Source organism: Nocardia sp. NPDC041819, from assembly GCF_055590505.1.
Genome location: NZ_JBVJAP010000008.1, coordinates 265,447 through 278,697, shown reverse-complemented (window position 1 = coordinate 278,697; position 13,251 = coordinate 265,447). Strand labels below are relative to the sequence as shown.

At 63.4% G+C, this 13,251-nt stretch carries 11 protein-coding genes and 2 pseudogenes; 3 read left to right on the top strand and 10 right to left on the bottom strand.

Annotated features, from left to right (window positions below; genetic code table 11):
* Window positions 1-178: 178 nt before the first annotated feature.
* The 4 genes and pseudogenes from ltrA to ACZ6DL_RS23625 all read right to left on the bottom strand — a co-directional run bounded on the left by ltrA (window position 179) and on the right by ACZ6DL_RS23625 (window position 3,473).
* Complete coding sequence (gene ltrA / locus ACZ6DL_RS23640; protein ID WP_466054211.1) at window positions 179-1,945, bottom strand: group II intron reverse transcriptase/maturase; 1,767 nt, start codon at window positions 1,943-1,945, stop codon at window positions 179-181.
* Between the two features lie 520 nt (window positions 1,946-2,465).
* Window positions 2,466-2,861 carry a DDE-type integrase/transposase/recombinase gene (locus ACZ6DL_RS23635; protein ID WP_466054210.1) on the bottom strand — a complete coding sequence of 132 codons (396 nt, stop codon included), beginning with the start codon at window positions 2,859-2,861 and terminating at the stop codon, window positions 2,466-2,468.
* Window positions 2,862-2,894: 33 nt separating this feature from the next.
* Window positions 2,895-3,023 (bottom strand): annotated as a pseudogene (locus ACZ6DL_RS23630) (IS3 family transposase); the annotation flags it as partial.
* 168 nt (window positions 3,024-3,191) lie between these two features.
* Entirely contained in the window at window positions 3,192-3,473 is a 282-nt protein-coding gene (locus ACZ6DL_RS23625) for a transposase (protein WP_466054208.1), read from the bottom strand.
* 83 nt (window positions 3,474-3,556) lie between these two features.
* On the opposite strand from ACZ6DL_RS23625, the pseudogene ACZ6DL_RS23620 reads away from it, so the two are divergent.
* Window positions 3,557-3,793: pseudogene (locus ACZ6DL_RS23620) on the top strand (integrase core domain-containing protein); the annotation flags it as partial.
* On the opposite strand, the gene ACZ6DL_RS23615 reads toward ACZ6DL_RS23620, so the two are convergent.
* From ACZ6DL_RS23615 to ACZ6DL_RS23595, 5 genes are all read right to left on the bottom strand, one after another.
* Window positions 3,779-6,145: a DNA/RNA helicase domain-containing protein gene (locus ACZ6DL_RS23615; RefSeq protein WP_466054206.1), complete on the bottom strand. Its 2,367-nt coding sequence runs from the start codon at window positions 6,143-6,145 to the stop codon at window positions 3,779-3,781. The pseudogene ACZ6DL_RS23620 and the gene ACZ6DL_RS23615 sit on opposite strands and share 15 nt — an antisense overlap.
* A gap of 155 nt (window positions 6,146-6,300) precedes the next feature.
* Window positions 6,301-7,761 carry a hypothetical protein gene (locus tag ACZ6DL_RS23610; protein WP_466054204.1) on the bottom strand — a complete coding sequence of 487 codons (1,461 nt, stop codon included), beginning with the start codon at window positions 7,759-7,761 and terminating at the stop codon, window positions 6,301-6,303.
* Window positions 7,754-8,767: a hypothetical protein gene (locus ACZ6DL_RS23605; protein WP_466054202.1), complete on the bottom strand. Its 1,014-nt coding sequence runs from the start codon at window positions 8,765-8,767 to the stop codon at window positions 7,754-7,756. The genes ACZ6DL_RS23610 and ACZ6DL_RS23605 overlap by 8 nt, the downstream gene beginning before the upstream one ends.
* A gap of 309 nt (window positions 8,768-9,076) precedes the next feature.
* Window positions 9,077-9,655 (bottom strand): radical SAM protein, encoded by a 579-nt coding sequence (locus ACZ6DL_RS23600; protein ID WP_466054201.1) that lies wholly within the window; start codon window positions 9,653-9,655, stop codon window positions 9,077-9,079.
* Window positions 9,652-10,332, bottom strand: a complete 681-nt coding sequence (locus tag ACZ6DL_RS23595) for an adenylate kinase family protein (RefSeq protein WP_466054199.1) — start codon at window positions 10,330-10,332, stop codon at window positions 9,652-9,654. Before ACZ6DL_RS23595 ends, ACZ6DL_RS23600 begins: the two co-directional genes overlap by 4 nt.
* Before the next feature lie 347 nt (window positions 10,333-10,679).
* On the opposite strand from ACZ6DL_RS23595, the gene ACZ6DL_RS23590 reads away from it, so the two are divergent.
* Together ACZ6DL_RS23590 and ACZ6DL_RS23585 are read left to right on the top strand one after the other, a co-directional pair.
* A complete protein-coding gene (locus ACZ6DL_RS23590) occupies window positions 10,680-11,960 on the top strand; it encodes a helix-turn-helix domain-containing protein (RefSeq protein WP_466054197.1) in 1,281 nt (426 codons plus the stop codon).
* Window positions 11,957-12,853, top strand: coding sequence for a phosphotransferase (locus ACZ6DL_RS23585; RefSeq protein WP_466054196.1), 897 nt, complete (start codon window positions 11,957-11,959; stop codon window positions 12,851-12,853). The genes ACZ6DL_RS23590 and ACZ6DL_RS23585 overlap by 4 nt, the downstream gene beginning before the upstream one ends.
* Window positions 12,854-12,937: 84 nt before the next feature.
* On the opposite strand, the gene ACZ6DL_RS23580 is transcribed toward ACZ6DL_RS23585, so the two are convergent.
* On the bottom strand, window positions 12,938-13,129 hold the full coding sequence (locus ACZ6DL_RS23580) for a hypothetical protein (protein ID WP_449939194.1): 192 nt from the start codon (window positions 13,127-13,129) through the stop codon (window positions 12,938-12,940).
* Window positions 13,130-13,251: the final 122 nt, after the last annotated feature.

The following is a 13,251-nucleotide window of genomic DNA, read 5'->3' as shown; positions in this document are numbered from 1 at the left end:
ACAGTGTCAGCGCCAACCTTGCCGCCGCTACCCGCCGCGACGCGCACTAATGACCCACGAGAAAGGCCGGGCCCGGTCTTAGACCGGGCGTGACCTGCTATTTCTGTGGAGCAAAGGGGATGGCCAGTCCCCGATAACGCGACCATCCGGAAGTGGAGCCCGGGTTGTTTCGTCGGTTTCAATCGATCCCACAGCCCACCGGTTGGTGGGTGTGGGTGCAGGCCGCAGCGTACTCGGCCGGTGTCCGGTAGCCCAGGGCTGAATGCCAGTGCCGCAGGTTGTGCTCGGTTTTGAAGTCACCGATGACCACGCGGGCCTCGAGCAGGGAGGTCCAGTGGTTGCGGTTGAGGCACTCGGTGCGCAACCGGCGGTTGAACGATTCGATGTAGGGTCGGTCACGGGCGCGGTGCTGAAACTGGTCGGGTTCCAGTCCGTTTCCCGTGACCGCCCTCCGAACCCGGCGTGCCCATTCCTGAGCACCGGGCTCTCCCCGAGTCAGCGGGCTATGCTGCGGTTCCCTCGGTCCATGGGGTCGGGATGCGGGTGCCGCGGTAGCGGTATCGGCTGACCTTCGTGGTGTCCGCGTAGAACAGTGCCACGTCGCCGTCGGTAGGCTTCCAGTCCGGGAAATACTGTCGTCGCAGTTTCCGGACCGGGTCTTCGGGTGGCGTTTCACCGTCCAGCCGAACACCCGCCGCCAGGTGTAGGCGGCGAGGTAGGCGAACGTGGTCTTGGATGCCGCGTGCCGGAAATACATGCACCAGCCCCGAATCATGGGATTGAGAGTGCGCAGCAGGTTCGCCAGATTCCTGGCGCTGTTCCTGCGGGTGGTTTCGCGGACCTTCCCGACGATCGAGGCCAGCGCCTTCTTCGACGGGAAGGTGTAAACGAACCGTCTGTCCGGGGTTCCCTTCTTGCGGGACCGCTGGATGCGGAACCCCAGAAAGTCGAACCCCTCATCGATATGCGCGACCCGCGTCTTGGACTGCGACAATCGCAACCCGAGCGGGGCGAGCACCTCCGCCACTTCGTCCCGCAGCGCTTCGGTCTGTGTTTCGATGCCGCGCACGAGAACGACGAAGTCGTCGGCGTAGCGGACCAACCGGCAAATCGGGACGCCCTTGCGGGCGGCGAGGTGACGCTGCTTGGGGCTCAACGCATTCCAGCGACGCTCGAAATGCTCATCGAGCACGCTGAGTGCGATGTTGGCCAGCAGCGGGGAGATGATGCCGCCTTGCGGGGTGCCGGTGTCGTTGGCTTCCAGCTGCCCCAACTCGGTCATGACCCCCGATTTGAGGAAAGCCTTCACCAGCGTAAGGACTTTCTTGTCACCGATCCGTCGACGCACCCGCTCCATGAGGGCGGTGTGGTCGATGGCATCGAAACACGCCTCGATGTCGGCCTCCAGCACCCGCTCGTAGCCTCGCGAGGTGAACTGGTGGATCTCGGCGATCGCATCCCATGCCCGTCTTCGCGGCCGGAACCCGTAGGAACACGGGCGGAAATCGGCCTCGAAGATCGGTTCGAGCACCAGCTTGAGCGCGGCTTGCACCACGCGGTCCCGGACGGTCGGGATACCCAGCCGGCGCAGCTTGCCGCCGGTTTTCGGGATCATCCTCTCCCGCACGGGAAGCGGCGCGAACACCCCGGAGCGCAGATCCCGGCCGATCCCGGCCAGGAACTCCGGAACTCCGACGGTCTGCTCGATGTAGAAGACCGTGCGGCCATCCACCCCAGCGGTTTTCGCGCCGCGATTGCCCCGCACCCGTATCCACGCCGCAGCGAGAAACGCCGGGTCGGCGACCAGATTGAACAAATCGCAGAAACGGCGGTCGGGGTCCTGGCCCGCCCACCTGTGCAGTTTTATCTGGATCTCCCGTACCCGCCCGACCAGCCGTGGCTGCTCGACCGGAGCGACGGTATTCACCACCGCGTCTTCAGGCATTTCAGTCCTCTCCTGTGTGACTCGCTGCCGCCCTTCCCCCTGTGCCGGGCTTTCCCCGGCTCCGAGTACTACGGCGGCTCCGCCCCTGCCCGCTCCCGTCGGCAGTCCGATGCACCTGACCGGCAACCGCTCTGGCTCGGCGGCCGTGGTCAGCAACGGGCAGGTTCCCGTGTTCACTGATGATCGATCGGCAGGGTCGGTGCCCGACTGTGCCCCTGCGGCCATCCACGAGTACGCCGCAGACCTTCCCCGTGGTCTCCCGAACCTGCGGTTACATCACGTTCGGAAGTTGCCCGTCACACGGATTCGACGACGGGCACTCAGCCGCCTCCCGGCCCATATCCGCCAGGTTGGAGCCGGTTGAACACTGAAGGGGCTTTCTCGCCGGTTCCTGCACGTACACCTTTCTGCCTCGCTCGCCGGACCCGCACCGTCTGGCAGTGCCGACACGTCCCGGCTTTGTCGGGGCTGCTCCCGCCCTCCCCGGCATCGACCCGGATCAGGCCGCCCCCAGCTTCATTCAGGTTGCTGCGACAACCCGAAGGTGCAGGTCTCTCACCTCCACTCGACCAATCAGCGCCTCACGGCACACGAAACCGTTGTTCCACGGAGTTCCCGGCGGGATGTAGGTGATCCCGATCCTGTTGGCGCAAAAGCGTTGCAGTGCTGTGGATATCATTTCCGGGCCGTTGTCGCACCGCAGCACCTTCGGCACACCCCGGGTGGTGAACACCCGGGCGAGTTCGGCGACGAGTTTCTCGCCGGTGATGGAGCGTTCCACCAGATGCAGCAGCGACTCCCGGGTGTGTTCATCGACCATCGACGCGATCTTCACCGCCCGACCATCCACAGTGGAGCCGAACTGGAAATCCGACGCCCACACCATCTTCGGTGCGTCCGCGGCGACCGCCGGCACCGAGTAGGACCCGGCGCGTTTGCGCCGGCGATGCGCCCGCACCTGCAGGCCCTCCTGCTTCCACAACCGATGCACCCGTTTGCGGTTGACCCGGTGACCTTCGTCGAACCGCAACGCCGCCCACGCCCGACGGAACCCATGACACGGGGTTCTTCCTGGCAGATTCGCGCAGCCAGGCCCTGGCGCCGGCGTCGGGATCGCCCGGGGTCTGGTCGAGCGGCAGCCGCCGGAACGTGGACCGATGCACCCCGACGACCTTGCAAGCGAACCGTTCCGACATACCCTTGACCTGCAAGAGCATGCCCACCGCCCGCCGCTTGGCCGCCGGACCTAGAAGTCTCCGCGAGCGATCTCCCGCAACGCGTCCTTCTCCAGCTCGGCATCCGCCAGCAACCGCTCGAGCCGGGCGTTCTGCTCCCGCAACTCCTTGAGCTCTTTAGCTGCGTCGGTGTCCATTCCCCCGTACTGGCGCCGCCAGTTATACAACGTGGCCGCAGAGATCCCCAGCTCAGCGGCGATCTCCTCGCCCGAAGCCCCGGCGGCAGCCAACTCGTCGGCACGGCGCAGCTTCCGCACGATCTCCTCCGCGGAATGCCGCTTACGTCCAGCCATGGTTCTCAGTGTCCCTTCCAGGCCCTCACCAGAGCCAACAGGACTCTAAATCCAGGTGGTCTCATTCACCGGGGACAGGCCAGCCCCGCCACAACGGGAAAGTAGAGCGCTACAACCGGATCCTGGCCGAGGAATTCCTCTACGCCCGTGAATGGACCTCGGATCTGCAGCGCCGCCAAGCACTACAGATCTGGAACATCCACTACAACTATCATCGACCCCATTCGGCCGCCGGGAACCAGCCACCAGCCAGCCGCCTCCACACCGGCGTCACCAACGTCACGGCCTCATACAACCATGGGCTGTCACTGGGATGTTGACAGCCGGATCGCCGCACCGAGTCTCTCGTGGCCACCGTCCTCGAACAGATCCACCCAGTGCAAATGAGTAAGGCGACTCGGGATCTCACACGGCTCCAACCTCGCAGGGATCAGGTAGATCCTGCCCTCTGGCTGCTTGTCAGCCTCATCGAGAGCGAACAAAATCTCTTTCTGGACGAACCCCCTCTTACTCACCGAACCCTCGGAAAGGCACACGACGACCACGTCCGACGACTTGATCGCTTTGCGGATTTCGAACTCCCAATTCTCGCCTGCTACAAGGTCCACCGCATCCAGCCATGGTCGAAAACCTTTGTCGCGAAGCTTGTCGTACAACTGGCGGACTGCTGGTTTGTCGCCAGACGAATGACACAAGAACACCTGCTGCGAGGTCTCCGACAATGAGGCGAGAGCCATCTGCACGCGACTTCCCTGTGGGGCCCATGCGGATGTCGAACGGTCGACTCCGTCGGCTTCTTCTGCCTGCTGTCGCGGTCCTGAGCCGACAAGTCCAGCGATGAATTTATGCGTCGCCGGGTCAACCGCGTAGAGGACTACGCCTCGCATCCCGCGCGTCAACAGTACTTTGTAGGTATTTCGTATCAGAAGCTCGAAGTCCTCGTCGGAGACGGCGCCATTTCTTCTGCTCCTGAGCATTGGATCGCAATTGAATTCTCTGCGTATCGCCAACCGTTGGCCGTCAGCGACGATATCCGGACCAAGGATGACCCCAGCCCAATCGTGTTCGAACCCCTGGACGGTATATACAGATCCAACTTGCGCGAAACCACGCGGATCGGTAGCCCACAACGACGCCGGCGGGAATTCACCCTGGATCTTGCTACCTTTTTTGTTCCACGGTTTTGACCAGTCACCAATTTCGATATCAGATACTAGGGTTCCGTCGTCCCGGGGATCGCTCCATTGCCAGCAGTATCCTGCCGTTATTCGTGCGGTTTCGCCGTTGTTTTCCTTCGAGCGAAGGAAATCTTCCATCTCCTGTGGCGAGTCTGCGATGCGCACGTCGAAGAAGTCATCGCTGGTCCACGCTGTCGGCCCTCCAGCTCGTATGCCGAGCAAGCGCAACACCCATTCGTCGTATACCGCGCTACCGCCAAGCCGGAACCGGCCGTCGAGCTTGGTGTGGAAGACCGGAAAGCCTGACCGGGCTGCATGGTTCATGATGTATTCGACGGTTCCTACTTGATCAGGGCGAATGACCTCGTGCTCATCCAGGAGGAAGATTGGAACCCGTGCCGCTGCCATCAGCTCGTCGATTTGCGGGCGATTCGTTTTGTGCGCGTTCTTGTCCCAGCGATTGGCCGATGTCTTCCGGATACCATGCGCTTCGTCGCAGATGAGTACGTCCAGCGAGTTGTGATTGGTTGGGGCCTCTCGGTAGTAGGTAAACAGAGGCCTCAGTTCTCTCGAGTGCCGACCGTGAGATCTCCGCATCGTTTCGATGATGGCCGGAGAGCCAGATGCGTACTGCACTCGGCGGTCGAATCTGTGAAGTTCGGCGAGGAGCGACACGGCGATAAGGCTCTTCGCGCTGCCGGGCCCGCCGGTGACAAGTATGACGCCCTTGAAGTTCGATTTCGACAAGAGTTGGACTTGGCTCCACACAGTCTCGTATGCGAGCTTCTGGTCGTCCAGTAGAGCGGCAGCTGTGCGGCGCGTATCTGCGGCAAACTGAAGCGGTGTTACCCTGCGCCGAACCTCGCTGGCGAGTAGCCGGTCCGAAGCCGATCTGCCAGGCTCTGGGGCGAACTGGTTCTGCAGATACTCGATGAAGTCCTTGCGCTGGTCACGAGTAAACATTCGCCCCAGGTCGTCCTGCCAGCGTAAGAACAGTGTTTCTACTGATTTTCGGGTGGCGTTGTGCAGATAGGCGACTCCGTGCATCGCTGCTGGGCGATCATGCAAAAGAGGCACGTATTGCCGTAGATTGTGGCAGTATCCGCGTACCTGATCGACAGGATGCAGTCGCTCGTCGCGCAGCCCGTTCACCTGCACGATCTGATCGCTATTCCAGGCCAGCGCCGCTCCGCGCCACGCAACTAGTTCCACCACAATGTAGTTGTCATCGCCCGTTTCCGGATGCCTCCCCGCGAGTAGCACATCGGCCCTTTGAGACGCCTCTGGCAACGGATACTCAATAAGCATGTCGATCATCGCAAGTCCCGCATCGACCAAGACACCAGCGAGCAGCGGCAGGCTGTCATCCCACGCTTTTAGCTGCGCCGGAGGGGACCGCCGACCTAAGTGCTCGGTGATGACCGTCGACAGCGGCTCCGAGGGTGAAGTGGTGAATACTTCTCCTGCAGTCGAGCGATAGGGATGTCGCGTCATGCATGCCCCCTGGGGCTAAACGTATTGTAGGAGAGGCACATCCGCTCCCACTCGGCTGGATCCAACGATCGTATACGCACTCGGACACAGGTCGGATAGTTTAGCTTGCCCCAGTTGAGGGGTAGGTTGCCGCGTCGGCTGTGGCCTTCCTCTGGCTAGTCGAGGAAGTAGGCGTCGACCTTTTCATCGGAATCGAGGATCTCGTCCGAAGCTACGCCGAGGTGCACTGCTAGTTCGACGGATCCGGCGAGCGCGAGCTGCAGGTCAGGCGAGAAGGCTCGTTCGAGGAGTTCGAGATAGCCGGACATGCTTTGGTCCAGCTTTTCCAGTGTGGTCTGGTATTCCGCGGCGAGTTGTTCGTCGAGTGTGCGCTGCTGGTCGAGGTAGCGCTCGATCAGTGCCGCCTCTCGTTTCGTCAACGACGATGCGGCGGCCTTGTACATCACAGTGCCGACTGTGGTGCCGATGACGGCGCCGAGGATCGGGATGGGGATGGTCGCCTGGCCGATGCAAGAGGCCAGGGCGCGTACTGCGGCCTGCAAGGCGATGAGTTCGGAGTTCTCGATGAACTCGAGTTCGTCGATCTCGCCGCGGCGGAGCTGGTTGGCTTGTTCTGCGATGCTGAAGGATGTGGTGACGATCGAGCTGGCGATGGCTGCGGAGGTCGCGGTGAAATTCGTGAGCGCGTAGATGCTCAGTCCTCGGACGCCGCCCTTGCCGAACCCTGAGCCGGTCTGGCCTGCGAGGTCGATCCAGTCGCGCCCGCTGAACTCATTGAGCCGCTTGCCTTCCCGACGCTTGGCGACCACAGCCAGTACGAACGCGGTCGCGCCCGCGGTCGCGGCGGCGGTGAGTGCGGCCGGGCCTGCTTCTCGCAGCGTCGGCCGGCTGCGCTGGTAGGCATCGTCGCGCAGGGACCGGTCCGTGGCACGGAGCGAGCCCTTTTCGGCCGCCATGGTCGAGGTGTAGACATCGCGCTGCACTTCGTTGTACTCGAGCGTCGAGGGCTCGAGCGATTCGAAGCCGACCGATCTGGTTTGGAAGAACGCCTGGACCCGCTGCCAGTCTCTGAGGGAAGGTCCGTCGCCGCTGCGTGACAGCAGCTTGCTCGCTTCCTCGGGCGACAAGGCATGTAGCCGCTGGATCACCTCGAAATGGTCACGGGGGATCTGGTATTTCCCACCGTTGCGCACGTATTCGGGATACTTCTGGAGGTGCTCGGCGATCGCGCCCAGTGAGAAGCGGCCACCCGCTGCGACGAACTTCTGCTGGATCTCGACACTTCCGCGCATCAGGTCGACGGGTCCGTTGTCGTTGACCCACTGGTAGACGGGCGCGTGGCCGAGGATCTGCTTTCGGGCGTTGCCGATCCCGACCTCGGCGATCTCGGCGATGAAGCCGTGCATGCCATGCTGTCCGCCGCGGTTGGCGGCGACCACCTCGAGGTCGATCTTCCTGACGGCTTCATCGACACTGGTGAGCGCGTCCCGAAGGTGCTCGTCCTGCTGGCTGACCGCGCTCAGAAGGTTGTCTATGCGGAGCTGGTTGAGATAGCTCACCCAGGAAGCAACTGCCTGCTCCTGGGTGCTGGTGACGAACTCGGCAGCGTCACTCACTATCGGCGTCCTGTTCGATGCGCATGCTCAGCATGGTCGCGCACGACTTCGTGTTGTTCACCAACGTAGCGAGTGTCGACCGCTCGGCAGGGGCGAGCGCGTGGAAATCGGCGCGGAAGTGCACCAAGGCTTCGCCGTAACTCTTCACCAGCCCTTCGCGCAGCGAGGTCGTCCGCTGGAGGAGGTCGTCGATCTGAGCGTCCATGCCAGCGACGAGGGTGGTGTTGTGCTTTATCGCAGTCAGCGCTTCGTGCTTCGCCTCTCGATTCTCGAACTTCTTCTTCGCGAACAGGGCGATCGACGCGAGGAGGGTTGCGCCCGCGATTGTCCAGCCGATCGGGCCGGCAAGCGCGAGCAATGTGGCGCCTGCCGCAGTGCCGCCGCCACCGGCGGCCAGCGCGCCGCCACCGAGCCACGCCAGTGCTGCCTGACTGGCTGCCGCCCCGGAAAGGGTCGAGATCGCGGTGCCGGTCGACGCTGTCCCGAAGGTGGTGGCGACCCACATCGCCGCCGACGGTGCCAGGCCCGCTACCGCGGTGCCCGCCGCGAACCCGGCGCCGGCGCCGGCAGCCGACAACCGCGCCGCTTCCAGCTCTTTCCGAGCGAAATCCTCCGCGCTCGAGAACCGTTTCCGATGTACCTCGATCTCATCGAAGTCGGTATCGAACGATTTCGGGGTGTTGGCGATGCTGTTCACCAACTGCTCGACCAGCTCGATCAGGTCCGTCGAACGTTCGCGCTGACGCAACAAAGACAGGCCCCTGTCGGCCATCGCCGTGAAGACGGCGTTGTATTCCGCTACGGCCACTTCGTAGGGGTCGGGCCCTTTCGCAGTCAGCTTCTCGACCCTGCCTCTGGCAGCGTCCTTGACGTTGCCGACCTGCCCGGCGAACTGCGATGAAGCGGTTCGCGCCGCCCTGCCGATACCGTCGACGGTCCTGCCGATGCCGTCCTTGGCGTTGCCTACGTTGAGCTTGGCGCTGCCTACGTCGAGCTGTTCTACCATCGCACCCCTCCAAGACCATTGCGGCTCAACGACGTAACGGAGAATATCGACCACATGTGACAGATTGGGCGGGATGCACACTCCGATCCACCCGGGGCGGCGGCCCCCGGGTTGACTCACCGAGTGCCTTTGCCGGTCCGCTCCACGGCTCTCGCCCTCATAGGGCCGACCCCGCCGGGCGTGCCCTTGATACCCACCGCCGCAACAATAGAACCCCGTCCCATCCTCCCGCCGCGATTCGAGCGACCCCACCACTAGCAAGCTCGAACCCCTGAGCTGTCGATACTTTCAGCAGCGAACCGAACCACATCAACCGTCGGGCAGGCTCTGTGCTCCGGAGACAGGGCTGAGGATCGCGGAGGCGAGGGTGTTGACGCTGTCGAGTTCGGCGGCACCGGCACCGGCGTCCTCCCTCTCCCGCCCTCTCCCGCCTGCTAGACGCGAGCGCCGGCACTGCTTCCGCCAGTCGGGTTCGAGCTTGCGAAACTTCTTGAGCGCGGGCTTCTGGGCGTTGGTCGTGGTGATGACGTGCTCGTAGCCCAATTTCCGACTGAGACGAATCGCCTCGCAGTAGTGCGGGTGCAGCGTCGGCTCGCCACCGAGGATGGTCAGCTTGTCACCGCCCATCCGCCGCCAGGTGGTCAGGGTGTCCACAATCTGCGGCAAGGGCATCTTGAGCGCGCGGTCCAACCGCTCACCCATGTAGCAGTGCTCGCAGCGCAACTGGCACGCTTCGGTGATGTAGAGATAGACATTGCGGAACCGGCCGTACGCGACGCGGTCAATCCGGTCCGGTTCAGGAACATCGGCCCCACGGGGCATGCGGGCATGGCCATAGCCATCGCTGTTGGCTCGCAGGCCAGGGGCAGGCAGATCAACGGTTGTCATCGTGGTGCACTCCGGGAAATAAGCAGCGGGGCAAGCAGATTCGCCGGCCCGTCGATGGTGTTGGTGGTGTCGAGCTGGGTGAGGGTGACATCGGCACGGGCGAAGCCATCGCGGATGCCGACCGCCGCCTGGTGATAGCGCTGCATACGCGCTTTGAACAGCCGCGGTGAATCGCCGCGTCGGGGATGCAGCAGGCCCCCGCACCGGCCGCACTGCCACGGGTCGGCATCACTCGGGATCGCCGGCAAGCGGGGATCGTTGATCGGGTCACGCTCGCAGCGATGGCAGACCTTCCGGTTCCGGGCGCGCTGCCGGAGCGTCTTGACGTCGGTCACCACTTCGATGGCTTCGATGTGGCAGGGCGTCAGCGACCACAGGATCGCCAGCAGCTGATCAACCTGCGCTGCGGAACCGGGAAAATTGTCGAGCAGCACTGCCTGAACCGTCGGGTCCGCATTGACGGTTTCGAAGTAGGAGCGGAGTGCTGCGGCGACGGTGTAGTCGTCGATCCACCCCAACTGCTCCGGCGTAACCGCCGTTGCGGCCAGCACCTCCTGTGAGACATGCTCGCGCAGCCGGAACACCCGGCGCCCAGGTGCCGATCCGAGCTGCATCGTCAGCGTCGTTTTGCCCGCTGCTGGCGGACCAAAGATGGGAACTACTAGGGACAACGCCACGCCTACCCCTTTCCTCGGCAAGGTTTTCGTGACCCGCCCAAGGGTCGGTTTCTGGGGCGAAAAGGGCCACGACAAGGGGGTATTCGGGGTATGTATGAAACGTATAGCGTCGCCTGTCAAGCCCTGGTAGGGTCACGCGACCAAAGCGAAACGGCGAGAAAACCCAGGAAAACCCGGGAGCGGCCATCATGACGCGGGGACCCCAGACAGAGCGGTACTGCGCTCGTTGTGGGAGCAGGCTGAATCGGTACAATCCTGAGTCGCGTTGCGCGCCATGCGAAATTGCGCTTCGAGATGAACGACAGCAGCCGTCGCCGGCACCACCAGCCTTCTGGCAAACCGATCAGATGCGCGATGCGCTCGCCACTTGGCACATGGGCCGGGTGATCTTCGCCTACCGCACGCACCCATTTCACCATCGGCCCTTGCCGCAGAAGCTGGTTGCCACCTGGCTTGGCCTCACCCAGGCCCAACTCAGCCGTATCGAGAAGGGGCCAGCACCCGAGCAACTGTCCAAACTGATCCGTTGGGCGGAGGCGCTGGAAGTGCCGCCCGAGCTGCTTTGGTTCAAGCTGCCAGCAAAGTCCGGGGCTACGCTCGGGGATGTGAAACGCCAGGAATTTGTTCGCGCCGCGCTGGGCGTCACTGCGGCGGCCGCGACCAAACAGCCGCTACTGGATTTGCTGGCCCAACTTGAACCAACGCCTGTCCCGTCGACGGTCGGCCTGGCCGAAATCGAGCAGGTACGAACTGCCGCGCGCGAGTTCAGCTCCTGGGATCACACCTACGGCGGTGGCCTGGTTCGAGAAGCGGTCTCAGCCCAGCTGCGCTATGCCGTGAACTTGCTGGGTGCCAGTTGTGCCGAGAAGCACCGCATGGACCTGCACAGCGCAGTCGGGTTCCTTGGACATACGGCCGGGTTCATGGCCTTCGATGCCTACGCGCACGCTGATGCCCGCAGCATGTTTCAGCTCGGGCTGACCTGCGCCGAAGAGGTCGGCAACTGGCACCTTCGAGGCAAGGTGTTGTCGTCAATGGCTCGTCAGGCCATCTGGTGCGGGCACCCCGACGATGGGCTCACCTTCATCGAACTGGCTATGGTCCGGGCTGATCGACTGACGGCGACGGAGCGGGCCATGCTGCACGCGGCAAGAGCCCGAGCGCTGGCCAAACTGCACCGCACCGACGAAGCCGTGCGAGCGGTTGGACAAGCTGACGAGGAGTTCGCGCAGGCGGCGCCGGAGAACGATCCGCCCTGGATGGCCTACTACGACCATGCCCAGCACTCCGGCGATACCGGGCATGCTTTATTCGATGTGGCACTCGAAGGCCGGTTCGTCGGTGAGGCCCGGCAACGATTGGAGATTGCCGTTGCCGGACACACCGACGCCTTTGTCCGCTCGCGGGCAATATCTGGCATCAAGCTGGCGTCACTCACCATGGCCACTGGCGATCCGGTAGAGGCTGCCTCCTTCGGCCAGACTGCGCTCAGCGACGCTGGACACCTCCGTTCCCGCCGGGCAGCGGATGACCTGCGTGAGCTTCGCATGCTCACCCAGCCCCATGCCCAAACAACAGAGGTTGATGAACTGCGCTCGCAGATCGACAGCACGCTGGTTCACGCATGACGGACGTGACCGGAACCGATTGGCTGGCGATCGTGCGGTCGGCCGGCACCGCGGTCGGCCTGGACGTGGACCATGCCGAACCGATTCAGGTCAGTGAGAACGCCATCTACCGGCTGCCAGGATCGGTGGTTGCTCGGGTGAGTCGCCCAGGGCAATCAGATGCAGCGAGGCGTGAGGTCAACGTGGCTCGCTGGTTGCAAGCATCAGGCGTCCCAGCGGTACAAGTTGTTCCCGATGTCGACCAGCCCATCGAGGTCGAAGGCCACGCGATTACCTTCTGGCGCGAACTACCGCCGCACCATCACGGCACCCCGACCCAGGTGGCTGCCCTGCTCAAGCAGCTCCACCATCTGCCGATTCCCACCGAACTCAACCTCGGGAGAATCGCGCCGTTCGTGCGACTGGATGAGCGGATCAGTGCCGCCCATACCCTGTCCGATGGCGATAGACGTTGGCTTCGAGAGCATTTGGCGTATCTACGGCGACGGTGGGAGTCGCTTCCAGAGGGACTGCCGTGGTGCGTGATCCACGGGGACGCCTGGATCGGCAACGTCGCGGCGATGGACGACGGGGAGGCCGTCCTCCTCGATCTAGAGCGGACATCCATCGGACCACCGGAGTGGGATCTGGTGCACACGGCGATCAAGCACAGTTCGTTCGGGTGGATCACCGAACAGCAGTACGCCGAGTTCTGTCAGGTGTACGGCCATGACGTCACCACATGGGAGGGCTTCGCACTGCTCAGAGACATCCGAGAACTGCGGATGACCACGATGGCGGCGCAAACGGCAACAGCAGATCCCGCCTACCAGGGGCAGGCGCTACACCGGTTGGCGTGCATCCGAGGGGAACGCGGGTCGCGGCCATGGGCGGGATGGAAAGCGTTGGGCTGACAAACTCTCGGAGCGAAGAGCTGAAGGTATCGATCCGGGCGAGGCTCGAAAGCCGAGGCTTCCGAGCCTCGGCACCGACAGCAGCTACTGACCGCGCGCCTGCCGCACGATCGCGCGGGCGGCATCGGTATCCAGCTCGATACCCTTGGCCTTCTTGTACTGCTGTTTGACGGCCCGGATGGCGTCGGCCTCGGTGCCGCCGCGCGGAACCTCGACATTCAGCGGCTTTTCGAGATCGCGTAGCGCCTTCTGGTTGAACTTGACCTTGATGGCCATAACACTCTCCACTTCTTTGGGAGCGGTGAGGCGGACTGCCTCGGCGTCAGGCTACGCGCAGGCACCGACACAAGTTCCCCTTGTGACTGCCATGTGCCGTCGATCAGTCCCCACGGCAATGG

Bases quoted from the DNA above. Each gene is read 5' to 3' on its own strand.
- ltrA (WP_466054211.1), bottom strand. From the start codon at position 1,945: ATGCCTGAAGACGCGGTGGTGAATACCGTCGCTCCGGTCGAGCAGCCA.
- ACZ6DL_RS23625 (WP_466054208.1), bottom strand. From the start codon at position 3,473: ATGGCTGGACGTAAGCGGCATTCCGCGGAGGAGATCGTGCGGAAGCTG.
- ACZ6DL_RS23615 (WP_466054206.1), bottom strand. From the start codon at position 6,145: ATGACGCGACATCCCTATCGCTCGACTGCAGGAGAAGTATTCACCACT.
- ACZ6DL_RS23605 (WP_466054202.1), bottom strand. From the start codon at position 8,767: ATGGTAGAACAGCTCGACGTAGGCAGCGCCAAGCTCAACGTAGGCAAC.
- ACZ6DL_RS23600 (WP_466054201.1), bottom strand. From the start codon at position 9,655: ATGACAACCGTTGATCTGCCTGCCCCTGGCCTGCGAGCCAACAGCGAT.
- ACZ6DL_RS23590 (WP_466054197.1), top strand. From the start codon at position 10,680: ATGCGCGATGCGCTCGCCACTTGGCACATGGGCCGGGTGATCTTCGCC.
- ACZ6DL_RS23585 (WP_466054196.1), top strand. From the start codon at position 11,957: ATGACGGACGTGACCGGAACCGATTGGCTGGCGATCGTGCGGTCGGCC.
- ACZ6DL_RS23580 (WP_449939194.1), bottom strand. From the start codon at position 13,129: ATGGCCATCAAGGTCAAGTTCAACCAGAAGGCGCTACGCGATCTCGAA.